This is a genomic window from Candidatus Sulfurimonas baltica, assembly GCF_015265455.1.
Lineage (GTDB): Bacteria > Campylobacterota > Campylobacteria > Campylobacterales > Sulfurimonadaceae > Sulfurimonas > Sulfurimonas baltica.
Genome location: NZ_CP054492.1, coordinates 369,086 through 391,786, shown reverse-complemented (window position 1 = coordinate 391,786; position 22,701 = coordinate 369,086). Strand labels below are relative to the sequence as shown.

22 protein-coding genes and 1 tRNA gene are annotated in these 22,701 nt (G+C 32.4%); 11 read left to right on the top strand and 12 right to left on the bottom strand.

What is annotated here, in order from left to right:
• Positions 1-37 precede the first annotated feature (37 nt).
• Together HUE88_RS01925 and HUE88_RS01920 are read left to right on the top strand one after the other, a co-directional pair.
• A complete protein-coding gene (locus HUE88_RS01925; protein ID WP_194370553.1) occupies positions 38-340 on the top strand; it encodes a DUF2958 domain-containing protein in 303 nt (100 codons plus the stop codon).
• A gap of 1 nt (position 341) precedes the next feature.
• The gene (locus tag HUE88_RS01920) at positions 342-482 is read left to right on the top strand and encodes a hypothetical protein (protein ID WP_194370551.1); all 141 of its coding nucleotides are present in this window, start codon (positions 342-344) and stop codon (positions 480-482) included.
• An 82-nt stretch (positions 483-564) separates the two neighbouring features.
• Here HUE88_RS01920 and HUE88_RS01915 read toward each other — a convergent pair whose 3' ends face one another.
• The 4 genes from HUE88_RS01915 to HUE88_RS01900 are packed head-to-tail and all read right to left on the bottom strand — an operon-like array spanning position 565 to position 3,944.
• Positions 565-1,719, bottom strand: coding sequence for a hypothetical protein (locus tag HUE88_RS01915; protein ID WP_194370549.1), 1,155 nt, complete (start codon positions 1,717-1,719; stop codon positions 565-567).
• Between the two features lie 17 nt (positions 1,720-1,736).
• Positions 1,737-3,008 carry a hypothetical protein gene (locus tag HUE88_RS01910; RefSeq protein WP_194370547.1) on the bottom strand — a complete coding sequence of 424 codons (1,272 nt, stop codon included), beginning with the start codon at positions 3,006-3,008 and terminating at the stop codon, positions 1,737-1,739.
• A gap of 44 nt (positions 3,009-3,052) precedes the next feature.
• A complete protein-coding gene (locus HUE88_RS01905; protein WP_194370545.1) occupies positions 3,053-3,595 on the bottom strand; it encodes a hypothetical protein in 543 nt (180 codons plus the stop codon).
• Position 3,596: 1 nt separating this feature from the next.
• Positions 3,597-3,944, bottom strand: coding sequence for a hypothetical protein (locus tag HUE88_RS01900; protein ID WP_194370543.1), 348 nt, complete (start codon positions 3,942-3,944; stop codon positions 3,597-3,599).
• A 316-nt stretch (positions 3,945-4,260) separates the two neighbouring features.
• Here HUE88_RS01900 and HUE88_RS01895 point away from each other — a divergent pair, with 316 nt between their 5' ends.
• Both HUE88_RS01895 and HUE88_RS01890 read left to right on the top strand, forming a co-directional pair.
• Entirely contained in the window at positions 4,261-5,484 is a 1,224-nt protein-coding gene (locus HUE88_RS01895) for a hypothetical protein (protein WP_194370541.1), read from the top strand.
• A gap of 87 nt (positions 5,485-5,571) precedes the next feature.
• Positions 5,572-6,699, top strand: coding sequence for a tyrosine-type recombinase/integrase (locus tag HUE88_RS01890; RefSeq protein WP_194370539.1), 1,128 nt, complete (start codon positions 5,572-5,574; stop codon positions 6,697-6,699).
• Here the strand turns inward: HUE88_RS01890 and HUE88_RS01885 are convergent.
• The 3 genes from HUE88_RS01885 to HUE88_RS13755 are packed head-to-tail and all read right to left on the bottom strand — an operon-like array spanning position 6,696 to position 11,288.
• Complete coding sequence (locus HUE88_RS01885) at positions 6,696-7,007, bottom strand: hypothetical protein (RefSeq protein WP_194370537.1); 312 nt, start codon at positions 7,005-7,007, stop codon at positions 6,696-6,698. The genes HUE88_RS01890 and HUE88_RS01885 overlap by 4 nt on opposite strands.
• The gene (locus HUE88_RS01880; RefSeq protein ID WP_194370535.1) at positions 6,988-8,256 is read right to left on the bottom strand and encodes an McrC family protein; all 1,269 of its coding nucleotides are present in this window, start codon (positions 8,254-8,256) and stop codon (positions 6,988-6,990) included. Before HUE88_RS01880 ends, HUE88_RS01885 begins: the two co-directional genes overlap by 20 nt.
• 5 nt (positions 8,257-8,261) lie before the next feature.
• On the bottom strand, positions 8,262-11,288 hold the full coding sequence (locus tag HUE88_RS13755; protein WP_229860121.1) for an McrB family protein: 3,027 nt from the start codon (positions 11,286-11,288) through the stop codon (positions 8,262-8,264).
• Between the two features lie 190 nt (positions 11,289-11,478).
• Between HUE88_RS13755 and uvrB the strand changes: the two genes are divergently transcribed.
• Together uvrB and HUE88_RS01865 are read left to right on the top strand one after the other, a co-directional pair.
• The gene (gene uvrB / locus HUE88_RS01870; RefSeq protein ID WP_194370534.1) at positions 11,479-13,461 is read left to right on the top strand and encodes an excinuclease ABC subunit UvrB; all 1,983 of its coding nucleotides are present in this window, start codon (positions 11,479-11,481) and stop codon (positions 13,459-13,461) included.
• Positions 13,462-13,474: 13 nt separating this feature from the next.
• Positions 13,475-14,041 carry a DedA family protein gene (locus HUE88_RS01865; protein WP_194366297.1) on the top strand — a complete coding sequence of 189 codons (567 nt, stop codon included), beginning with the start codon at positions 13,475-13,477 and terminating at the stop codon, positions 14,039-14,041.
• Positions 14,042-14,060: 19 nt separating this feature from the next.
• Here HUE88_RS01865 and pckA read toward each other — a convergent pair whose 3' ends face one another.
• Positions 14,061-15,644, bottom strand: a complete 1,584-nt coding sequence (gene pckA / locus HUE88_RS01860) for a phosphoenolpyruvate carboxykinase (ATP) (RefSeq protein WP_194370532.1) — start codon at positions 15,642-15,644, stop codon at positions 14,061-14,063.
• A gap of 159 nt (positions 15,645-15,803) precedes the next feature.
• Between pckA and HUE88_RS01855 the strand changes: the two genes are divergently transcribed.
• Positions 15,804-15,878, top strand: a tRNA-Val gene (locus HUE88_RS01855).
• 83 nt (positions 15,879-15,961) lie between these two features.
• On the opposite strand, the gene HUE88_RS01850 is transcribed toward HUE88_RS01855, so the two are convergent.
• The 4 genes from HUE88_RS01850 to HUE88_RS01835 form a co-directional block, all read right to left on the bottom strand.
• Positions 15,962-16,417 carry a hypothetical protein gene (locus HUE88_RS01850; protein WP_194370531.1) on the bottom strand — a complete coding sequence of 152 codons (456 nt, stop codon included), beginning with the start codon at positions 16,415-16,417 and terminating at the stop codon, positions 15,962-15,964.
• The gene (locus tag HUE88_RS01845) at positions 16,414-16,677 is read right to left on the bottom strand and encodes a hypothetical protein (RefSeq protein ID WP_194370530.1); all 264 of its coding nucleotides are present in this window, start codon (positions 16,675-16,677) and stop codon (positions 16,414-16,416) included. Before HUE88_RS01845 ends, HUE88_RS01850 begins: the two co-directional genes overlap by 4 nt.
• A 65-nt stretch (positions 16,678-16,742) precedes the next feature.
• Positions 16,743-17,294 (bottom strand): YqiA/YcfP family alpha/beta fold hydrolase, encoded by a 552-nt coding sequence (locus HUE88_RS01840; RefSeq protein WP_194370529.1) that lies wholly within the window; start codon positions 17,292-17,294, stop codon positions 16,743-16,745.
• 52 nt (positions 17,295-17,346) lie between these two features.
• Entirely contained in the window at positions 17,347-18,249 is a 903-nt protein-coding gene (locus HUE88_RS01835; RefSeq protein WP_194370528.1) for an MBL fold metallo-hydrolase, read from the bottom strand.
• A gap of 227 nt (positions 18,250-18,476) precedes the next feature.
• On the opposite strand from HUE88_RS01835, the gene nrfH reads away from it, so the two are divergent.
• The 4 genes from nrfH to HUE88_RS01815 all read left to right on the top strand — a co-directional run bounded on the left by nrfH (position 18,477) and on the right by HUE88_RS01815 (position 22,655).
• Positions 18,477-19,013, top strand: a complete 537-nt coding sequence (gene nrfH, locus HUE88_RS01830) for a cytochrome c nitrite reductase small subunit (RefSeq protein WP_194370527.1) — start codon at positions 18,477-18,479, stop codon at positions 19,011-19,013.
• Between the two features lie 10 nt (positions 19,014-19,023).
• Positions 19,024-20,514 (top strand): ammonia-forming cytochrome c nitrite reductase, encoded by a 1,491-nt coding sequence (gene nrfA, locus HUE88_RS01825; protein ID WP_194370526.1) that lies wholly within the window; start codon positions 19,024-19,026, stop codon positions 20,512-20,514.
• A 91-nt stretch (positions 20,515-20,605) separates the two neighbouring features.
• The gene (locus HUE88_RS01820) at positions 20,606-20,944 is read left to right on the top strand and encodes a DUF3465 domain-containing protein (RefSeq protein ID WP_229860120.1); all 339 of its coding nucleotides are present in this window, start codon (positions 20,606-20,608) and stop codon (positions 20,942-20,944) included.
• Between the two features lie 112 nt (positions 20,945-21,056).
• Positions 21,057-22,655, top strand: a complete 1,599-nt coding sequence (locus tag HUE88_RS01815) for a cation:proton antiporter domain-containing protein (protein WP_194370525.1) — start codon at positions 21,057-21,059, stop codon at positions 22,653-22,655.
• The last annotated feature ends 46 nt before the right edge of the window (positions 22,656-22,701 follow it).

The following is a 22,701-nucleotide window of genomic DNA, read 5'->3' as shown; positions in this document are numbered from 1 at the left end:
AAGATATAATAATTACTTATATCTCAAGGAGCTTAAAATGTTAATAACAAAAGAGTTAGAAAAGATGATTCCGAAGCTATATGCAACGGAAGATATAAAATTAGAAAATAAAATAGTTTATGCAAAATTCTTTACCCCAGATGCCAATTGGACATGGTGGGTATTAGAATACGATAAAGAGGACAGAATAATGTTTTGCTATGTTCAAGGCATGAATGATGAGCTAGGTAATGTAAGTCTAGATGAGTTAGAAAGTGTAAGAGGTCCATTAGGACTTAAAGTTGAAAGAGATTTATATTTCAAACAAACGCGATATGGAGATATAAAAGAGTTGAATTGAAATGAAAGAGAGTAACCCAATATGGGATTATGAAGATTATTATTACTTTGCATTTGTAGGATATATAGAAATAAATATAAGAGCCTACAAAGATAGAGAAATACAAATGAGTAGCATAAAATTTGCTGCTCATTTTTTTTAATAATAAAAAGTGGAATGGGTGTTGTGGGTGTTTTAGGTGGGTATGAAGAACACCCACTTCACCCACCTCACATAACCCACTTTTAGAGTGAAGCAATTTTTTGATCTATAACTTTTGCAATAAGAGTAGTATCAATTTCTAAATTTTGCACCAAATCCTCTTTTAAAAATAAAAGTACCGAAGCATCTATTTCTTTCGATATAAAGGGGAAAATATGGTGTTCACAATTGTACGCGAATGTCTCTTCCGTTTGTTCATGAAAAATGTTATATGTTACAACATCAAATCTATGACCGCCAGTATTATCGATAGCAATGTACTTTTGATAAAGCCGAGTTTTTATAAGCACCAAGTAGGCAGTAATGGTAAATATACTTAACCAGAAATCACCATCGAGCATTTCAAATTGAGCACCTTTTGGTAGATACTCGCCAAAAGGATAAGTCACATCTTGTTTTTTACCTGCTTCGAGTTCCTGCTCTGTCCAAGTCCCTCCGTTAAAAGTTTGATAAAAAATCGGTACGATATCCATCGGTATAAGAGCAATAGCTTTAAGTGAATGAGCTAAAGCTTGCCTCGTCGTTACATAAAAATATGGATGACCTGTATATGCAATCAGGTAGGCATCTTCAGGCAAAAAATCTGTAACTTCAGGCATTGTGAGTTTTCTATCTTCTAAATCTTCAAGTTCCTCCCCATAAATAGTAATATTTTCTGGGTTATATTCATCTGGAAGGGTTAGACCTATTTTCTTTACTGTGTCTTCCCATTCAGATGTTTTAAAATTAAGAGCAAACTCCGCATATGTTTTTGTATAGAGTTCTAAATCTGAAGGATTCATATTTGTCGTATCTAGTTTAGGAATGATGTAGCTATCATTATCGAAAATAGCAAACTGAATAAGCCCTCTGCAGTTTTCTAAATCTGCAAAAGTTGGAATGGAACCATTCGCACCAGCTACAAATCCAAGTTCCTCAAGCTCTTTTCGGAGTTCTGTTCCTGTAGCTTTAGGCATTGGGATATTGCTTAAAAGTTGCCATAAACTTTTCATACTATATCTTTGCCCCATAGGTGCATTAATACTCTTGAGCATAGTAAAAAGTAATAGTATTTGGGATGCAATATATTCTACTGTCAGCTCTATTTTTTGTATGCCATTTGAAACCATTGTTTGTTTTACTGTCACAGATTCTGATACGATAGGCTCTTGTGCAGTTAATTCTTCTTTAAAATTCATTTTAATTTTCCTTTTTTTTATTTAATATTTTTTGATAAGCTCTTCTCAAATGCCTTAGCATCTGGTAAAGCAACTTGTGTTTTCACTGATAGTTTGAGATTTTTACCGAAGCAGTTCTGAAAGTAACTCCACGCTTCTATAAAAGAGAGCGAGTATAGTTTCATCAGAAAACTGATAATATTTCCGGAGAAGGTTCCACCGAAATCTTTGATTAAATTTGTATGTGAGATTGATGCAGATGACGTCGTTTCATCTCTCATTTTGAACTTAAAATTTGCGTCAACTGTAAAACCTAAAAAAGTTAAATATGCTGCAATAAGTGTTTGGCTCAGATACTTTTTAACAACGGATGTTTCAGCTCTGGAAGTATCATTTAGGTAACTGTAAATAGAAAGAACTCTGCCTTTATCTTCTTCAGAGATAAGGATTACTCCATTATACGATTTAGGTATAAAAGTATTTTTTGTGGAGTGTGTGTGTATGGTGCCCGAAATATATTTCTGAGTGCTTTTTCTGTAATCTTTTTCATCTCCGATAGGGATAGCTGTTAAATCTAACACCTCACCCTCAATAATCGTACTGTCTATAACTTTCTTTGAGAGTGGATACTCTAATGTTGGGCTGGCTTCGACAATAAGCCTAGAGGCGTCAGCTACTGCTAAATCTACATAATATCTCTCAAGTTTTGCTCCTGATTTACTCTCTTTTATGTATGCAAGATTCACATCATCTCTATTTGCTCTTCGTTTTATATATTCACTAAAGTCATCTATACTTTGAGCTGTTGCATTCGCAACAATTAGATAAATATGCCACGATGGTTTATCACTCCGTTTTTCACCTGTTTGACTGTTGTATATTCCAGCAGATGAGCTAGGACGGATTAACATTGCACAATCTTTTAATGCCGGAACTAAAAGTATTAATGAGGCTCTAACTTCCTCTACTGTACTCATTCTAAAGTGTTGTGGCTGAGACTCATCATAATCAATATCAAAAAAATAGAGTGAATACGCACCCTCAGTATATGGGTACAAATCATTGAAATATTTGATGTGATTTTTACCTCTAAAGATAAAATCCGGATTTTCTATTTCACTATAGGCTTTAGCTGTCTTGGATAAGCCCGAAACCTCAGTAGCTAATCCAAGAGTTATCGTGTCGAAGCTACTCATTTGCTTTAGGTACTCATCAAAGGCTTTTAGATTTGGAACTTGCAATCTTTGATAACGAGATAGATGCATAGCAGCACCTATACTCTTGGTAAAGTCTTTTTTATAACTCTTCACTACTGGTTTTGTCAGTGAGGTGAATTGTGTGAAAAAGATTTGCATCAGAATATATCAGCAAGGTAATCTTGATTATTTATGCTATTTCGAAGGTAACGTCCCTTATTACTGTGGACTATATGTAGAAGTTTAAGTGAATAGAGGTCAAGCATTTTATAAAGTTCTATTTCTGAAGTAGAAAAATTTGAGATTTTTGCCTTGAGGCCTTTATGTGTTAAATAACCTTTTGGATTTAATATCAGACCTATAGTTGATGTAGAAAAATCTTCTGAGATCTCGTAAGAATGTAAATCTAACTGTTGCGCACTTCTTGATATTAAAAGAGTTGGTGGAAATTGTAGTCCAGCATACAGTAGGTTTCCATATCTTACTTCGACACAAATATTTATTTTTAATGCTTGAGCTAATTTTCCATAATAGTTATTTATAAAAATCTCAAAATCATTTCTGCTTATGTTGTTTTTTGTGTTGATATTACTTAAAAGGACATCACAAATTAATTCAGGAAGAGAGCTACTTATTTCAAAACTCACAACATCTTCATCAACGATTACATATACATTTATAGTAGGTAGTGTAGGTACCATCTTAAAGTCCTCCCGTAAGTTCTAGTGCGGGCTGATAACCATTATCTGCCAAGTCATTTAAAAGAATAAATGCCATATCTTCATTACCTGCATTAAGAAATGCCATTGCTAAATTATAGATAGCTGGACGCAACATTGAATCTTCATGTTTCCAAAGCAACCCATCTTTATGTGTAGATGCATTCATCCCATCTCTTTTGTATTGACTATTCATATAGAAGGCTACTTCTGTTTCAGTCTGCTTGTTAGCTATTTCAGCCTCTGTTAATGGACGGATTATAAATTTTGGTTCTTTACCTAAAACTACTTCCGACTTCATAGTATTACTTGTGTTTAATTCTTTTTTCAAAATTGACTCCTTGTCAACTGTTTGTACCTTCTTGCGAAGGGGTAAGCCTCTCTCCTGAAAATTGAGAGAAGTCTGGGTCACTTAGAGCGGTTGTATAGATCCCGATTTAACAATAATAAGTCAAAGAACACGACTGAAGATGAAGAGTTTGCGCATCAACTCTAAACTTCAATCTGTAATAAATAAGGAACTTATTAGGAACTCCATTTATGTTTGGGAAGTATAGGGAAGTGCTGTTGAGCTGTGATTATAAAAATATTGGACTAGGGGGTATGTTTTAAATTAAATTAGATACTATTGTACTTCAAGAGGTAAAATGGATAAAAGTTATATTGCATACTATTTGAGGCGTCTATATCATCATGTGTATTTCAAAGAGCTCGTAAAAGAGTATGACACATCCATTAGTGATGAATATTTTCAACTTTACAAAGAAGTGTTGCATAGCAAAAATCTAAATAATAGTTCCAATGATGAAGATTTTTTATGTGATTTTGTAGCTGATTTAGAAGGCTTTCGTTTCAACATCAATATAAATTTAAAGAAAGGGACGAAAGAATACAGCGAAGCATTAGTAACTTTTAAACAGTTACAAATGCAGATAAGACAAATAGACATCATTATGATGTGCGAAAAAAACCTAGGTTGTATTCATGATATCTGCCATGATAAACTGTTCCAAATAAAAGAAAAAAAATATCGTGATTATCCAATTGTTGAAGAGATATTAGAACTAACACATAAAAGATTGCTAACACGATGTAGTGATAATGATAGACTAGAATCAATTAATCAAGTATGGATGAGGACTCCAACAGAAGCTCAAAAAATACTAAATAATACTTTTGAGTATGTAGCGGAAATGATTGGGGAAATTTCTCTTCCAAATGAGTTCACAGACATTGCACCTAAAACAAGTAATAAAAAAACATTTGAAGAAGTAAAAACTAATCTCATCAATAATATAGAAAACTTATCTTTTGTATTTTTAGCACTTTTGACATCAGATGAAAGAAAATGGCGAATGCATAAAAAAGATAATTTTTTATCTTTTATGCTAGATGATTACATTGAAAAAGTAAAAATTAGTCCCAAAAAAGAGGAAGTGTATATATTTTATGATTTATATATGGCTCTAAATAAATCATGTACAACTACTTTCTATGTTAAATATTTTCAAAATATTGGAGCAAAAAAAGACTTTCCTAAAAAAATCAATGAACTACGACATTTATATGGATCTACTTATTTATACACTCAACTTTTACTATATAAAAGCCTTTTTAGTGTCAGAAAAGACTTTAAGCACTTAAGTACAATTTTAATAGGTATAGAGTTAGGGTTGGATGTTAATAGAATAAATAATTTGGCTAATGCAGTTGATAATATTTCTAATAAAAAAATAAAGAAAATAAAAAATAAAAATATTGCATCTAACTATGAAAAGATTACTCAAGTGCTTGATAAGCATTGGCTTGTTGAGGAAAAAATAATCAATTTTCGACATGACAAAGATGGTCAAAGTATAATTTACACTTAAAACACCTTACCCACCATAGACACCTTAAACACTTTTACCAAATCTCTCAGTCCAAACCAGTGATAATCTTTAAAAAAGAGTATCAACTTGAAAACACAATACATCAAAAGTAAAAAGTACACAGGCATCAGCCATCGAATAACAAACCTCGACACCATCTACTACTGCTCATACAAAACCAAAAAAGGAAACTACTCTCGTTTCAAGTGCGGTTATAAATCAGCTGGATATAGTGAGAAATTGGCATATGAATTTATGCAGAGTGAAAAGCAGAAGATACTCAATGATATAGATACCCATAGTTCTGTTAAAAAAACATTCACATTAAAAGATGCTGGTGACTTATATTTTAAATATTTAGAATTGAAGCAAACTAGCGATTATCGAAACTCCCATCTAAAATTTCAAAACCATCTTCTTAATTTTTTTGGAGCTAAAACAGATTTAAAAGATATTAGTAACACTCAGATACATGAGTATAAAATTTACAAACTACAGACTCATGCACCAGCTACTACAGCTATGCATATTAGTATATTATCCAGCATTTACAACTTCATAAAAAGAGAGTATCTACCAAATCTTATAAATAATGCTAGAGGTATAGAAAGTACAATTCATGTAGATAATGCTCGCGAAAGGTATCTAACTTTAGATGAAATTCGCAATTTAATTTTTGTACTAGAAGATAATACTTATGATAATAAACCTGCGATAGCCAAGCTTTTACTTTACTTTGTGAAGTTCGCTCTTAGCACAGGAGCTAGAGCTAGCTCTATACTCAATATAAAACGCTCAAATATCGATTTAAAGACTCAAACAGTACAAATCTTCGATACTAAGAATAAAAGCTGGTATACGGCTTATTTAAACTCTAAAATATTTTTGTCTGAAGATTATATTTTTATAGACACATTTCTACAAAGCCATTACATCTTTTGGAACAAGGGAAGAAAATTAACACATCGTATCGTTGGTTATCACATGCGACCGATTTATAACGAAATGTTTAATGAGGGATTAGATATTGATGATGCAAAACATAGAGTTTGCAATCACACCCTTCGCCACACTTTCGCTTCTCATTTAGCTATAAATCAAGTACCACTGTTTGAAATAAAAAAACTGATGAATCATATGGACGTTAATATGACCCTTCGCTATATGAAACTAAGTGAGGCGAATAAAGTATCAGCTGTAGAAGGAATATACTAATTTTTTTCTTTAGGCAATCTACCATCAACCACTCTTCTATGATATGTATTAGCAAGTAAACATCGATTAATTATATTTTCCATATGCCAATATGTATGTTTTCCATAATCAAAAAAAGTCATCTGCTTTGAGTAAAAAAATTCTTTATATCCATTATCATCTATATAGTCTGCCAACTTTAAAAATAATTCGTTATCTACTTGTTCTTGAACGATATACCAATGAGGCCAAGTATCAGAATAGGTTTTAGCAAAAGTCCAAGAAGATTCTTCTATAAAGTTTTGTAATTTATCTTCTAAAATATTCATAAAACACTTCATCCTCTGGATTCTCTAAATCAAAAAATAAAACTTTTAATTTTAATCCACCCATATCTTTTTGATAATGATATTGATGCTCCGTAAGTTCACTCTCATTTTTCGGATAAATCAAATACATATTTTCACACTTAGGACTTGTATATTTTGTGCCATATGCATACAACTGATACATATCTGCCTGACTTACTCCTTGATGAGTTTTATCTTCGCTGAGTAGTTTCCACTTAGTATCAGCAATAATCACTTCCGCATCATGTCTAACTACGATGTCAGGTTTTAATTGAAACTTTCCAGTGTTTGAGTCTAAATAAGCTAAATGGTGTTCTCTATCTTGCAGTGAAACTTCTAAACCATTTTTCTTTAACATATGCCCTACATAATCTTCAAAAAGCAAGTTCATATCAAAAAGTAATGCAAAAGTAACTTCCTTACCCTTATATGGAGAAAATGAATTTTTATATAAAAATATTTTAGCCCATTGCAAGACAAGTGCATAATCATTCATCTGTCTATCAAGTCTTATTTTTTTAAAGTCTTCTTTTATGTTGTGAGACACTTTGATATCATCAAATACAAATAAAAATTCTCGAATTCTTTTCTTATTATTGTTAGCTTTTGACTTTTTATATAAATATTCTAGTGCTGTTTTAATCAGTCTATTTTCTACTCTATCTTGAATGAACTCTTGATACTCAACATAGAATTTTTCTTTATGAATAAGGTTTTTTTGCATATGTTCTTTAATTTTTAACTTACCCTTCAAAAAGCTTAAGTTATCTTCTTTATCAATATAATCAGACTTGATACCTTTTTGAATAAGCTTTTCTAGTTCGACTAAAAACATAGTAATGAAAATCTCGAGTAATGGTAAATTTGATGCTTTTAAGTTCGCTGTATTAAAATTTTTAAAAGGAGATTTTCTAAGAGTCTTTAGCATCTTAATTAAAATATTTTTAGATTTAGCATCATCTGTATTTCTAGCAATTTTTGGAAGTATCTCTATTGTTACTCCACTTTTAGTTTGAATAACACCTACATAGTTTTGAGCTTGTAGATATTTATGTAACTTATTTTGACCTAACTTTAAATATTGAACCGTATCACTATTTTGCAGCACAAATGATTCTACTTCATCGAAGGTCTTTTTATCCACTGCCTTATTATTACCAATATCTTCACTGCCTATAAATATATAGCTATATTCACTAAGTGTAATATGTGCTTTTAAAATTTTCATTTATATTATTTACATATCTTTTCATACATTTTTAAAGTGAATGTATCACTGATTTTATAACCAATCTGATCATCTTCAATATCTTCATGATTAAATCCAAGAACATTTTTCTCTAAAAGCTTTTCACTTTGTATGAATTGATAATCGTGAATTTTGTCTTGTTCTGAATCTAACTTGGCAAGCTGTTTTACATGATCCCCTAATACAATCTGTATTTTTTCCCAATCATCATAAAAATACTCTTGGAGTAATGGAATTATTTTATTTCTCATTACATTGTCAAGTTCTTTGAACGTATCTATACCTATGAAGTACGCATGCCCTATTGTATGGTCCCTATCATATAAGTACTCAACTCGACTGTTAATTACCCGAAGTATCTCTTGAAGATTTACACCACTATTCTCTACATTCGTACTAATACTATCTAGGTTATGTTGCGGCATCATCTCTTCAAAGTCGAATCGTCTTCTGAGTGCTGTATCCATTAAAGCAATACTTCTATCAGCTGTATTCATTGTTCCGATTATATATAAGTTGTTTGGTACACCAAACATCTTCTTTGAATATGGCAGCTGTAGCTGCACTTCCTCATCAGCACCTATTCGTTTTGATGTTTCAATAAGTGTGATTAACTCTCCAAAAATCTTTGAAATATTTCCACGATTAATTTCGTCAATTACTAGTACATATTTTTTCTCATCTTCTTGACTTTCAATCTCTTCAACAACATCTAACTTAACTTTTTGAAACTCTTTATAAATTGAAAAATAATAGGTATCTTTTTGTCTTTGATTGTTAATTCCGAATATCTCTTTTGCTAATTGTCTAGATGTTTTTATCTCTAAAGAAGAAGCTAATATTTTATATAGTTCATCTACATTTAACTCCAATGTGTTTTCGTTATAATTTGAATCGTTTGCATATATAGAAATCTTTTTATCATTCACATCTTTGATAAAGAATTTTCCACCTTTCGTCTTTTCAAATTCAATTTGACCTTCAATAGCATTATTTATAAAGTCTTCAATTCTTTGATTAAGTGACACTTCTTTTGATAGTTCCGCTGCTGTTTTTTTACTATTCAAATAATTATCTTTTGCTCGATTAGCGATAACTTGAAATATACCCTCTTCAAGCTTGTATTTAATCTCATCACTATTTAAATCTGCTCTGATACCTTCAACAAACTCTTCATATCCGTAACTCTGATGAAAGGTTATAAATTCAATTTGACCATCTCGCTGATACTGCTCAAATTTTAATTTTGCATCTTCTCTATTATCTGGAATATATCCATCAATTATTTCAAGAGCTTTATTAATTGTATTGTATGTTTTACCTGTTCCCGGAGGTCCATAAATTATCGTATTTAGTTTATGCATATCACTTCCTGTAGATTTCATATTTTTAAAGATATAGTTTTCAAAATTTAAATTATTGTATTTTTTAAATCCAGATTGAGTGGTTCTATCTAATTCACTTTTCATTGCTGATACTATTGATAACCATTCATCGCCAGTAGGTGAAAATATTTTGTAGTAATTATAATATGGCTTAGGTGGACTTCCATTAAATGGCTCACTTTCATCGAGTAGTTTAGTTCTTGAGATAACACCATATATCCCTTTATCATTTGAAGCATACAGATTAAAACAATACCTTTGACCAATAGTAAAATTTAAACGATCATTTCCCACACCAAATACAACTCTTTGATCATCGCGCGAAATGTTTAATTCATCAACAATCTTTTTTATATATTTTATATATGTATTAAAATCATTTTGATCAAATTTATTTTTTACTTTGTCAAAAGTATCTATACTTTGTAATGAATCTAAAAATTCAACATATGATTTAATCGATGCTGAAAAATAACCACCATTTCCATATGATGGTGCTTCTTTATGATAATACTTACCATTCTCTTTTTTTTGATCTTTTAATAAGTCTTTGTATAGGAAATTCAACTTATCTTTATCAACTGTTTCAAAAATTTCATATTGAAGTTGATCAGATAGTATCTCTATGGCTTTAAGGTATGATCCGAGTTTATTACTACTTTCACTATTAGCCTGTTGCTTCATCCATTCAATATATAGCTCTTTATAATTGGTAGTTTCTTCGTTATCCACATCTTCATTTTGATCAAGCATTTGATATAAGATATCTTGTGCTAAAATATTATGATTTGTACCATCATAGTATTCTGGGATTAAGCTTTTAACTAACTCTATTAATTCGGTATCATTAATTATATATTTACTGATCAATTCATCTACTAAAGATAAGTAATGCACATATTTTTGGTTTGTTTTAGCTACCTTGACACCCAATAAAGTACAGTATTTTTTATAATAAGAATTTTTATAATAAGTATATTTACTCGAATCGTAAAATGTTAAATATGTAGATATCGATCGTTCATCTTGATGATGTTGTAACGTCTCGCCTAAAGAACGATATACTCTTAGTGTATCACTATTAAATGTTTGCACACGAACACCTAATTCTATACTTTCGTCAAATAGTTGCTTGAATTGTTCTCTTAATTCTTCTGGTTTTTTTTCTGCTAAATGTCCAAGGACTGCAACACCCATTTGATATACCAAGTTTCCAAATTTAATACTTTTTATTTCTTTATGAAAGTCAGAAACATTAATATCAGGACGATGATTATATTTTTTTGCAATTTCCCATTTATAGACTTCATCTTTTAAGTGAGTAGTGGAAATTCTTTTTTTATATTCTTCTAGTAATACTTTTACTGGATCATCTTTATCTTTAATAATAAAACCTAAATTTTCTAAAAAAGAATTCACTTCTTTCCCTCCAGAAAAATCGTTAGAACTTAATTCTAATCCATTGGCATACTTATTAGCAAGTGATACAACAAGCTTAGGAGGATAAGTTTTACCGTTGTAAATTAAATTATACTTTGAGGAATCTCTTTGTTTATCAATACCTTGTCTATCAATATCGTTAATTGCTTTATCTATGTGCTCTCTTGATATATTTTGTGGAATCATTAATTTATAACCTTTGGAGGATATCTACTATTAAACTTGTATTCAACAAAATAATAGCACAAAGTAACAACAATACATAATGTACTTTAAATATATCACAAATAATTTCTCGGCAGCATTATGGCAGCCGTATCTCTAAAAAAGCACCTATTTTCACTAGAAAAACAGCAATTTCGCTATAATTTCACCAATGAAAAACTCAATAAATTTTAAAGCAAATACTCCTTATGAACCAGCAGGTGATCAACCTACTGCTATAAAAGAGTTAAGTGGTTCTATTCTAAAAGGTAATCGTTACCAAACACTTGAAGGTGTAACAGGTAGCGGTAAAACGTACACTATGGCTAAGGTTATAGAGAATGTTAAGATGCCTACTATTATTATGACTCATAACAAAACTTTAGCGGCTCAGCTGTATAGTGAGTTTAGAGGTTTCTTCCCAAATGCACATGTAGAATATTTTGTATCATATTATGATTATTATCAGCCTGAGGCTTACATACCTCGTCAAGATTTATTCATAGAAAAAGATAGTGCTATCAATGATGAGCTTGAGCGCATGAGGCTATCTTCGACTGCAAACCTTCTGAGTTATGATGATGTTATAGTTATTGCTTCTGTATCGGCTAACTATGGTTTAGGAGACCCTGAGGAGTATCAAAATATGGTTCAGGTTTTAGAAGTGGGTGATGAGATTCCTCAAAAGAAACTTCTTCTTCGTTTGGTCGAGATGGGCTATAGTAGAAATGACAGCTATTTTGACACCGGACACATAAGAGTTAACGGAGAGAGCATAGATATATACCCTCCATATTTTGAGCAAGAAGCTATACGCATAGAATTTTTTGGTGATGAGATTGAAGCTATATACACTTTTGAGATTATAGATAACAAGAGACTAGAAGAGCATAAACAAGTCACTATCTATGCAACTTCACAATTTAGTGTAAGCCAAGAGAAGATGTCCGTAGCCATTAAACGGATAGAAGAAGAGCTTGATGAAAGACTTGCTTACTTTCAAAAAGAGGGAAAACTGCTTGAACACCAAAGACTAAAGCAGAGAGTTGAGTTTGATTTAGAGATGCTTCAAACAACAGGTATGTGTAAAGGGGTTGAGAACTACTCAAGACTTTTGACAAACAAAAAACCTGGGGAAGCTCCATTTACACTACTTGACTACTTTGAGGTCAATCACAAAGATTATTTAGTCATAGTCGATGAATCACATGTATCTCTTCCTCAGTATCGCGGGATGTACGCAGGTGATAGAGCCAGAAAAGATGTCTTGGTTGATTACGGTTTCAGACTTCCTAGTGCTTTAGATAACAGACCGCTAAAAGCAGATGAATATATAAATAAAGCTCCTCATTATCTTTTTGTTTCAGCTACACCCGCTCAGTATGAGCTAGAGATGTCAAGTGTTATTGCTAAGCAAATTATTCGCCCTACTGGATTACTTGACCCAATTATAGAGATAAAACCTTCTGATAATCAGGTTGAAGATATTCACGATGAAATTAAAAAAATAACAGTTAAAGATGAACGTGTTCTTATAACTGTTCTTACGAAAAAAATGGCTGAGGCGCTTACAAAGTATTTAGCAGATTTGGGAATAAAAGTTCAATATATGCACTCAGATATTGATACAATTGAGAGAAACCAAATCATACGATCACTTAGACTTGGAGAATTCGATGTACTAATAGGTATAAATCTTCTCAGGGAAGGTCTAGATTTGCCAGAAGTTTCTCTTGTGGCTATTTTAGATGCTGACAAAGAGGGGTTTTTGCGAAGCGAAACCGCTCTTGTGCAAACAATCGGTCGTGGTGCTAGAAACTCAAACGGCAGAGTTATTTTATATGCCAACAAAATCACTGGCTCTATGCAAAGGGCAATAGACAAAACAACAGCAAGAAGAGAGATTCAAGAGGCACATAATAAAAAGCATAATATAACTCCTACAACCACTATTCGTAAATTAGATGCAAACCTAAAAGTAGAAGATCATGGTGCTATTTATCAAAAACATAAAAAAATGGATAAAATACCGGCATCAGAAAGAAAAGCAATGGTTAAAGAACTCTCGCTTAAGATGAAAGAAGCTGCTCGTGAGTTAAACTTCGAAGAGGCAGCTCGTCTTCGTGATGAGATAACAAAAATTAAAAAACTTTAGGAAGATTTAAAACATGGAAGATACATTTAGCAATTTAACAACTTATGGATATATAGGACTATTTTTATACTCGCTTGGCGGTGGCTTTGTAGCACTTATTGGTGCCGGTGTTTTGTCATTTATGGGGAAAATGGATTTAACTCTTTCAATGTCCATAGCTTTTGTGGCAAATTCTTTAGGTGATTTTTTACTTTTCTACATGGCTAGGTATCAGAAGAGTATGATGATGGATGGTCTTCGCAAGCATAGAAGAAAGCTGGCTCTTGCTCATATTATGATGAAAAAAAATGGTTCTTGGATAATACTTATTCAAAAGTTTGTATATGGGATAAAAACTCTTGTCCCTATTGCTATCGGTCTTACTAAATATGACTTCAAAAAATTTGCTATTTTAAATGTTGCAAGTGCTGCAGTATGGGCTTTAGTTGTTGGACTTGGGAGCTACTACTCAGGCAGCTATTTAATAAAAGTTGCAGAGTTAATTGGTGATAAACCTTGGATAGCACCAATCATACTTGTAGTTTTTGGTGGGGCTTTATGGCTCTATATGACTCAAGCCACAAAAAGAAAAGTTAAATAATTTTTATACTAAGTAGGAATTAACTTCCTACTATTGGTCCTGCTGGAGAGTAATCTTCATGCTCTCCATCGTTGTATTTTTTATAATTTTTAATAAACATCTCAGCTAAAGTATCTCTTGTTTTATCAAACTCATCTTTGTCTTTCCAAGCGTTACGAGGATTTAATATTTCTGGGTTTAATCCTCCAAGCGTTCTTGGTACATGTAATCTAAATGTTTTAGTAGTATCAAACTCACTATTTTGAATACTTCCATCTAAAATTGCGTTGATACAAGCACGAGTGTCTTTTATGCTCATTCTATGACCAACACCATAAATTCCACCCGTCCAGCCAGTGTTAACTAGATATACATTTGAACCATGCTCATCAATTTTCTTACCTAAAAGTTTTGCATATTCAGTTGGGTGTAGTGGTAAAAAAGCCTCACCAAAACAAGCCGAGAAAGTTGCAACTGGCTCAGTAATACCACGTTCAGTTCCAGCAACTTTTGCAGTATATCCGCTTAGGAAATAGTACATTGCTTGCTCTTTAGTAAGTTTTGACACAGGAGGTAAAACACCAAAAGCATCGGCTGTTAAAAAGATGATGTTTTTAGGGTGTCCTGCATGTAGAGTCGGTTCATGATTTTCTATGTGCTCAATAGGGTATGAAACACGAGTGTTTTCAGTTTTTGAGCTATCTTCATAGTCAACCTCACCCTCTCCATACATTACTACATTTTCTAAAAGAGCGTCTGTTCTAATAGCATTATATATTTCTGGTTCACTATTTCCATCAAGGTTAATTACTTTTGCGTAACATCCACCCTCAAAGTTAAATACACCATAGTTATCCCAACCATGTTCATCATCACCAATCAATGCACGATGTGGGTCAGTAGATAAAGTTGTTTTTCCAGTTCCGCTAAGACCAAAGAAAAGTGCAGTATCACCATCTTTTCCAACATTTGCTGAACAGTGCATAGGAAGTTTATTTTCTAATGGTAACCAGTAGTTCATCATTGAAAAAATACCTTTTTTCATCTCACCACCGTACCATGTGCCACCAATGATGGCTATATTTCTCTCAACATCAAACAGTACGAATACTTCAGAGTTCATACCATGTTCTTTCCATTTGTCATTTACCGCTTTACATGCGTTTAAAACAGTAAAATCTGACTTAAAAACTTCAAGTTCCGGCGGCTCAGGACGAATAAACATGTTCTTAACAAAGTGTGATTGCCATGCTATTTCAGACACAAAACGAACTGATCTTTTTGAAGCAGCACTTGCTCCACAAAAAACATCAGTTACGTAAATATCTTTATTTGAGAGTTGTTCTTGAGCTATTATTAAAAGTTCATCAAAAATTTCAGAAGAAATTTTTTTATTTATATCACCCCAAGCGATATGTTTGTTCGATGGCTCTCTATCTACAAAATATTTATCTTTTGGGCTACGTCCAGTGAAAATACCTGTGTCAACAGCTGTTGCACCTTTTTTGGTAAGAGCACATTCGTTATTGTCAAGTTCATGTTGAATTAACTCTTCATAACTTAGGTTATGATAAACATTACCAACATTTTTTAGACCTATTGCTTCTAACTCAACTAACTTCATAAATTACCTTTTGGGTGCTTTTTAATTATGGCGAAATTATACACTTAATAAACCTAAATTAAAAGTAAATATCCAACTCTGATTTAGATTTTTAGGAACTTTGCATTAAGCTTGATAAAAAAAATTAATTTAAGTATTTTTTGCTAGAATTACGCTCTTGCTCGATTAACTCAGCGGTAGAGTGCTTCCATGACATGGAAGAAGCCACTGGTTCGAACCCAGTATTGAGCACCACTTCAGATTACACAAACATAGATTCTAATAACTTTGCCTCTATCTCTTACTTAATATACAATCATATAAATAATATAGCTTTTTTAAGAAAGAATATGCCTCAATTGCATTGCAAACCACAATATCCCAAGGTTCAAGAAAAATATCATCAAAGAACTTCCTCTCGAGACCAAGTTTTGCAAAATAGTACGTCCTTTTTTATGCGTTTTTAGAGCTATCCTCATATGAACTATAGTAAATACAGTTATTGCACCAACATAAAATAGTTTATGGCTCATCATGTAACCAAGTTTGGACTCATTTATATCAAGCGTAAGTACCTCTATAAGGTTGAAGTTAATAAATAAAAAGCTACCTGTTGTCAATAACACTATAAGCCAAAACACCTCAAAATATCCGTATAGTGGTCCAAGATGTTCATATGTTTGGGCCTGTGCTTCTTTTCCCTTTAAAAATATTCCAAGAATAAAAAGTAGTAAAGCACCACCTATCCAGGCAGTTGCAGCTAAAATATGAATATACAGAACTATATCAATCATCTGTTCTCACTGTTTTTTATAATGTACCAATTTTTTTTACTATCGGCTTTAGGCTCTTTTTCAGCACTTGTTTTATTCAGTAGGTGTTGAATAATTTTTACATTTTCAAACAGATTACTGACAGGCTGAAGTTGTGGCAGACTAATCTTTGGCTGGGCCTCTTTGTTTGGCTTTTGAGGTTCTATAGAAATCCATTTTACTTGAGCACATAACTCTATTGCTATAAAAAAAACACTCAATACAGCTACTGAAAATTTCATCACCGACTCCAAACATATAATTATATAAGTGCAATCATATCAAGATTGCATTTAACTAACGCACTTTAACATATAAACTCTCTTATTCTTTCAAAGTGTCTCTCAATGTGATCATAACCATGACTGCCACCCTCTTCTGCAATTACACTTGCATTTACAAATTTATTGACAGCCTCTTTATAGTCAAGAACCTCATCGCCCTTTTGAACCAATAGCATAAAATTATTTTGATTTACTTCATCTACTTTGTAGTTTTTGAGCATTTTTATATGAGAATCTTTCCACTCAAAACTGCTCTCATCATAAAAGCTTGTTGCATAGCCTATAAGTTTACCAAGCGTTTCATAAGGAAATATAGACGGGTTTATAAGAACACCCTTTAGCTCATGCTTTTTAGCTAAATATATAGTATAAAATCCGCCCAAAGATGAGCCTATAAGCTTAACCTCTCCTTTATAAGACTCTATTAACTCTTCTAAAGTTTGTATGGCTAATTCTGGAATATAAGACAAAGACGGAGCTATAAAGTCCTCATCTAAACTTTTAAAGTAATCTCTAAAAGCTTTTGCTTTGCTACCTTCTCCGCTTCCACCAAAACCGTGTATGTAAATAATCATCTATATAACTCTTTACACAAAATATTACTAAAAAGCATTTGTAACTTCAAACTTATTGCTCCCACTCTAGTTTTCTATATGCTATTGCAACATTTGGCTTATGCTGCTCATAGTAAGTTTTATACTCTTTAAAATCTTCCATTTTTATACTCTCAACTGCATCATCAAGTTCCACACCATTCTCCAAAGCAAGAGCAACCTTCTGAGTAAGATTAGTCAAATATCTGTAAGTTGCATCTATCGAGCTTTTATCTACTATCTCTCCATGTCCGCCTATGATGTACTTAACGTTTATAGTTTTTATTTTCTCCAGAGCTTCAATCCAGTTTCTTAAATTTCCATCTCTGATAACAGGGATTCTTTCACTAAAAACCAAATCTCCTGCAAAAACTGTTTCATACTGAGGTATATGAATAAATATATCACTGTTTGAGTGTGCTCTTTTATCTACAGCTTCAAGGTAGATTTTTATACCGTTTAGTTCTAAAACTTTTGCACCATCTACAAATGTGCTTGGAAAAACTTGTGTAGTTCCTGCATAAGCCTCTTTAGAGATTTTGCTTTGCATTCTAGTCTCTTGAACTTTTTCTACATTTTTAAACTCTTTTGAACCTACAATCTCTACCCCGATCTCTTTGTAGTAAGCATTACCCAAGTAATGGTCATCATGCCCGTGTGTGTTTATAAGATAAGATATTGGCAAGTCCTTAATCTCTTTCATCTTTGCATGTGTACTTTTTGCATAAAGATATGAAGGACCACTGTCTATAACGATATAACTATCACCCATATTTACATAACAAGAGTTTGAGATATTTCCATTATTCACCTCATTCATAACTTCTGGCAAGCCAAAAAAGCAATATGTATTAGAGTTTACTTTTGTTTCAGAGAGGGTATATTCAAAAGCAAAGAGAGAGTTTAAAAGCAACACGTTTAATAGAAGAAATTTCATAGAACAACCTTTTTTTAGATTTTACATTGGCTCAAATAATATCGTAAATTGTCTTAGGTTTATTTATACTATAGATAATTATAGATAATTATATATAACTACTATTAATAATTTTCTTAAAAAAAATTTGCTATACTTCCATCTGAATACTCATTCATAATGTAGTTGTTTATAATTTTTTACGTTATATACAATTATAGACTCTATGTTTACTCAAAGGATAAGAAATGAAAAAAAATGTAGTTATTATGTATGGCTCAATTTTAACTTTTCTTATTGCTATTGGTTTTTTTGTTTACACTTTAGATGCCTCAAAAGCACTGTCATACTTGTCAAGTGATCCTAGAGCTTGTGTTAATTGTCATACAATGAACTCAGCTTATGCAACTTGGTCAAGAAGTTCACATAAAGATGTGGCTACATGTGTTGATTGTCACCTTCCTGTTGGAGATGCGGTAAAAAAATATGCTGCAAAAGCTAAAGATGGATGGAATCACTCAGTCGCTATGACACTAAAATCATATGGTAATAATCTTACCATAAGTGAGGATGGAGCTAATCGTGTTCAAGAAAACTGTATTCGTTGTCACAGCAACTTAACTTCCGTAATGGCTGTTAATGCGATAAGAGGTCACAGCAATAGTAATAAAAGTCTAAAAAATGAGCGTAAATGTTGGGAGTGTCATAAATATACTCCTCATGGTAAAGTAAGAAGTTTAACTTCAACACCATATAACCTTGGTGTAAAAGAAAAAATAAAATAAGGGGTTTAGAATGAACAAGTTTAAAATTTTATTTGTCATTTCAGCTGTAGCAATTGGTCTAATGGGCATATTGATTGCTTCAATTAATGAAGGTAAAAAAGAGCAAGCACAAATTAATAGTGTTCCAAAGATAGATAGATGGGAAACAAGAAATGAAGAGTTTAGAAAGCACTATCCAAGACAATATGATTCATGGAAACAAACAGAAAAAAGTGATGACATTGATGATTTGCTAAAAGAGTATCCTGAGTTAGTAGTTCTATTTGCAGGTTATGGTTTTGCTAAAGATTACAATGCTCCAAGAGGTCATGCTTATGCTGTTGAAGACAATAGAAATTCATTAAGAACTGGTGCTCCAGTAGATGAAAAAACTGGACCTATGCCAACTGCATGCTGGACTTGTAAGTCTCCAGAAGTTCCAAAAATCATGGCTACAAAAGGCGATGCGGAATACTACACTGGTAAATGGTCTAAATACGGCTCAGATATTATTAATCCAATAGGATGTGTTGATTGTCATAATCCTAATACTATGGAACTACAAGTTAACAGAAAATATTTGGCTGAAGGCTTAGAAGCTGAAGGTAAGATGAAACTAGAAGACGCAACTCAGCAAGATATGAGAACGATGGTTTGTGCTCAATGTCATGTTGAATATTATTTCAAAAAAACTCCAAATCCAAAAGGTGGGACAGCTGTTGCTGTAACTTTACCATGGGCAGAGGGAACTGGAGTTGAAGATATGGAGAGATATTATGACAATCTAGATTTCAAAGATTGGACTCATAAAATTTCTAGGGCTCCAATGATAAAAGCTCAACACCCAGGTTATGAGATGTGGAAAACAGGAGCTCACGGCAAAAATGGTGTTTCATGTGCGGATTGTCACATGCCGTACAAAAATGAAGGTGGAGTTAAATATACTGACCACAAAATTGCTAATCCACTTGATGATATTGCTAGTACATGTATGAATTGTCATAGAGTTAGTGAAAAAGAATTAACTGAAACGATTGCAGAGAAAAAAGCTAGAAAAGATGAACTTCATAAAAAAGCTATGAAGCACTTAGCTGCTGCTCATCTTGAAGCTGGTAAAGCTTGGGAAGTTGGAGCGACTAAAGCTGAAATGGAACCAATCTTACTAGACATTAGACATGCTCAATGGAGATGGGATTATGCTGTTGCTTCTCATCCTGCATTTTTTCATGCACCAGAAGAGACTTTAAGAGTGCTTGCGACTGCAATAGACAAAGCTGGAAATGCTAGAATTAAACTAGCAAAAGTTTTAGCAAAACATGGTGCTTCTGACTATGTAGCTCCTGCACTAACTTCCAAGAAAGTTGCTCAGGAGATTACGGGTTTACCGTTTAAGCAACTAGTAGATGATAAGAAAAAATTCCAAAAAGGCTTATTGAAAGAATGGGAAAAAGATGCTCAAGAAAAAGGTATCTATAATCCATCTTCAACTAAAAGTATCGAGAAGTTGAAAACTTCTTACTAACATAATACTCCTTTTAGAGGGTGCTTGCCCACCGGCACTCTCTAGAGCAATATGTAATAGATACCATATAAAATTAAAACTGGAGCTTTAATTGAAAAAAATATTATTTGTACTACTTATGAGCTTGGAGATATATGCTGGTACACAAATGTGCAGTTCTGGTACAGTTGTTAAACTACTCAGTGACGACAACAAGGGCAGTCGGCATCAAAGGTTTATAATAAAATTATCATCTGGGCAAACTTTATTAATTGCTCACAATATTGATTTGGCACCAAAAGTATCCTCACTAAAAAAAGGTGGTTTTATAAAGTTTTGTGGCGAACATGAAAGTAACGCAAAGGGCGGAGTTGTTCATTGGACACACCATGATCCAAATAAGCGTCACGTTGGTGGTTGGCTAGAATACAATGGTCAAAGATATGAGTAACATGTAACAAAATAGCGTAGACTCTCAGGCTGAAAAAATTTTAAGAACATTGTGTATATATTTCATACATAAAATTTTAAAAAAACTTTCATAACTATATTATAATTGGTTTATGGAAAATCTACTATTAGCAATATTTTTAACAATTGCGATTGCAACTGTACTCAATATAATTTTAAAGAAATTTGATATCTCACATATTATCGGGTATATTTTATCTGGAACTATTATTAGTTATATCTTTGGATTTAACGGTCTTAACATATATTCACTTGAGCTTATAGGCGAGTTTGGAATAGTGTTTTTGATGTTTACAATAGGGCTAGAACTTAGCTTCTCAAAAATTAAAAAGATGAAAGATATACTTCTTACAAATGGCTTGTTGCAGGTCTTACTTAGTGTAGTGGTGATATTTTTACTCTCTTTTTATCTTTTTAAGCTTGATTTTAATACATCGCTTATTATATCGTTGGCATTTTCACTTTCATCAACCGCAATAGTGCTGACATATCTCAAAAAATCAAAAGATATTCTCACTCCGTATGGACAAAAGTCTATGGGAATACTTATATTTCAAGATTTAGCTGTTATCCCTATTTTATTACTTATGACATTTTTGTCAAATGACACTTTATCTCTAAGTGAAGTCCTGATAAAAACAGTGATTTCAGCTATTTTAGTACTTGTTTTTATGTTTACAATTGGAGAAAAAATTGTAAATGCTCTTCTTCAGTTTTCAGCAAAAGCAGAACTCGAAGAGTTGTTTTTAGGCTCTGTTTTTTCCATTGTTATCGGTGCTTCATTACTTACTCACGAGATGGGTTTCACATACTCTTTGGGGGCATTTATGGCGGGAATGATTATAGCTGACACTAAATATAATGTTAAAGTTGAGTCAGATATCGCTACTTATAAAGATTTACTTCTAAGTGTATTTTTCTTTGGTGTTGGAACAAAAATTGATATGATTTATTTTTTAGAAAATATATACATTGTCATTTTTATTTTCTTATTGGCAATGCTTTTTAAATCGATTGTAATTTATGCCATTATCAGACGAAACTCAGACAAAAACACTTCCGCAAAAACTGCTTTAGCCTTAGCTCAAATTGGTGAATTCTCTTTTGCTATCTTTGCAATTGCCGGTTCTCATAAACTTATAAGTGAAGAGATGACTAATTTTTTAATACTTGTAGGTGTAATGTCTATGATTTTGACTCCTTTTATACTGAGCAATATTTATAAAATATCATCTTATTTTGAAAAAGAGTTTTATGAGTCAGATGTTATCACCCCCATAAAGTTAAAAAATCACATAGTTGTCGCAGGGTTTGGGACTTTGGGAAGAAGAGTTGCAACAGACTTAAAGGCAAAAGGAGTTGACTTTGTTATCATCTCCGACAATCTAAAACATGTACTTCTTGCAAGAAAAGTAGGTTACTCGGCATATTTTGGGCACTTAAACAAGTTGCCTGTTTTAGAGTCTTTAGCAGTAGATGAAGCAAAAGCCATCATCTTAACAGTAAGTGATGAGCATCAAAAACGACTTATCAGCGAAGCAATACTCAATTTTTTTAAATATGCAAATATAATCATTAAAGTTGACAGCTCAGAAGAAAAGCAAAATTTAAAAGATTTAAAAGAGTTAGAGTTTGTAGATGCAAGCTATGAAATATCCAATGTACTTGTCAATCATGCGTTAAACAAATAATTAAAGAATATATGAGATTGCAAAACAAGTTTGTAATGGACAACGC

What these genes read in the sequence shown, in the direction of transcription:
- HUE88_RS01840 (WP_194370529.1), bottom strand. Translation starts at nt 17,294, where the DNA reads ATGATTATTTACATACACGGTTTTGGTGGAAGCGGAGAAGGTAGCAAA.
- pckA (WP_194370532.1), bottom strand. Translation starts at nt 15,644, where the DNA reads ATGAAGTTAGTTGAGTTAGAAGCAATAGGTCTAAAAAATGTTGGTAAT.
- HUE88_RS01845 (WP_194370530.1), bottom strand. Translation starts at nt 16,677, where the DNA reads ATGAAATTTTCAGTAGCTGTATTGAGTGTTTTTTTTATAGCAATAGAG.
- HUE88_RS01835 (WP_194370528.1), bottom strand. Translation starts at nt 18,249, where the DNA reads ATGAAATTTCTTCTATTAAACGTGTTGCTTTTAAACTCTCTCTTTGCT.
- HUE88_RS01905 (WP_194370545.1), bottom strand. Translation starts at nt 3,595, where the DNA reads ATGGTACCTACACTACCTACTATAAATGTATATGTAATCGTTGATGAA.
- HUE88_RS01920 (WP_194370551.1), top strand. Translation starts at nt 342, where the DNA reads ATGAAAGAGAGTAACCCAATATGGGATTATGAAGATTATTATTACTTT.
- HUE88_RS01865 (WP_194366297.1), top strand. Translation starts at nt 13,475, where the DNA reads ATGGAAGATACATTTAGCAATTTAACAACTTATGGATATATAGGACTA.
- HUE88_RS01915 (WP_194370549.1), bottom strand. Translation starts at nt 1,719, where the DNA reads ATGAATTTTAAAGAAGAATTAACTGCACAAGAGCCTATCGTATCAGAA.
- HUE88_RS13755 (WP_229860121.1), bottom strand. Translation starts at nt 11,288, where the DNA reads ATGATTCCACAAAATATATCAAGAGAGCACATAGATAAAGCAATTAAC.
- nrfA (WP_194370526.1), top strand. Translation starts at nt 19,024, where the DNA reads ATGAACAAGTTTAAAATTTTATTTGTCATTTCAGCTGTAGCAATTGGT.
- HUE88_RS01880 (WP_194370535.1), bottom strand. Translation starts at nt 8,256, where the DNA reads ATGAAAATTTTAAAAGCACATATTACACTTAGTGAATATAGCTATATA.
- nrfH (WP_194370527.1), top strand. Translation starts at nt 18,477, where the DNA reads ATGAAAAAAAATGTAGTTATTATGTATGGCTCAATTTTAACTTTTCTT.
- HUE88_RS01885 (WP_194370537.1), bottom strand. Translation starts at nt 7,007, where the DNA reads ATGAATATTTTAGAAGATAAATTACAAAACTTTATAGAAGAATCTTCT.
- HUE88_RS01895 (WP_194370541.1), top strand. Translation starts at nt 4,261, where the DNA reads ATGGATAAAAGTTATATTGCATACTATTTGAGGCGTCTATATCATCAT.
- HUE88_RS01815 (WP_194370525.1), top strand. Translation starts at nt 21,057, where the DNA reads ATGGAAAATCTACTATTAGCAATATTTTTAACAATTGCGATTGCAACT.
- HUE88_RS01850 (WP_194370531.1), bottom strand. Translation starts at nt 16,417, where the DNA reads ATGATTGATATAGTTCTGTATATTCATATTTTAGCTGCAACTGCCTGG.
- HUE88_RS01925 (WP_194370553.1), top strand. Translation starts at nt 38, where the DNA reads ATGTTAATAACAAAAGAGTTAGAAAAGATGATTCCGAAGCTATATGCA.
- uvrB (WP_194370534.1), top strand. Translation starts at nt 11,479, where the DNA reads ATGAAAAACTCAATAAATTTTAAAGCAAATACTCCTTATGAACCAGCA.